Origin of the sequence: Limnospira sp. PMC 1279.21, assembly GCF_032349615.1 — a bacterium.
GTDB lineage: Bacteria > Cyanobacteriota > Cyanobacteriia > Cyanobacteriales > Microcoleaceae > Limnospira > Limnospira fusiformis.
This window is the reverse complement of sequence record NZ_JARPLU010000494.1, coordinates 1-594: the sequence shown is the minus strand read 5'-3', so window position 1 is coordinate 594 and position 594 is coordinate 1. Positions and strand designations below refer to the sequence as shown.

The window sequence follows — 594 nt, the reverse complement described above, 5'->3', positions numbered from 1 at the left end:
GATTAGAGAATTGGGTCCCATCGGAGCAAGTCGCCAAATTGTTAATTCCTAGGTCTACCCCGATTCTCTCTCGGAATTTCGGTGTGATTTCTGGTGTGATTTCTACGAAAAAGCTCATATACCAGTCACCTGCTTGGCGCGTTATAGTGACTTTCTTAACCCAACTTTCGGGTAGAGCCTCAAATGTAGAAACCCAGCCCACAAAAGGCAGCTTATGGCGAGTTCCTGACAACTTGAATGGCTTTCCGGAATTGTCAAGGGTAAAGCTATCATGGTGGCCTTTCTTCTTAAATTTAGGATAACTGCTTATTCCCTTGAAGAAGCGCTTAAAGGCATCCCCTAGATTAATGAAGGCATATTGATCAACTTTAGAAGACAATTCGGACATCCAAGGATATTGAGGTTTCACATAATGAGTAAAAACCTTTTTAATGGAGTTGATATTAGGCTTGAGTCCCTCTTCATAAGCTGACCTCCATAAGTGTAATCCCCAATTAAACACGAACCGAGCATAACCCGCGTGTTTGGCCATCAAGGTGGCTTGACGGTCATTGAGTTTTAGTTTTGTCCGGAAAGCTTTGTAAGGTTATGGTC

Annotated in this window: 1 protein-coding gene; it reads right to left on the bottom strand. The window is 42.8% G+C overall.

Annotation, left to right across the window (positions count from 1 at the left end):
• Positions 1–532, bottom strand: a 532-nt coding sequence (locus P5683_RS25610) for a transposase (protein ID WP_315642586.1), incomplete at its 3' end; no start/stop codon positions are given.
• Positions 533–594 lie beyond the last annotated feature (62 nt).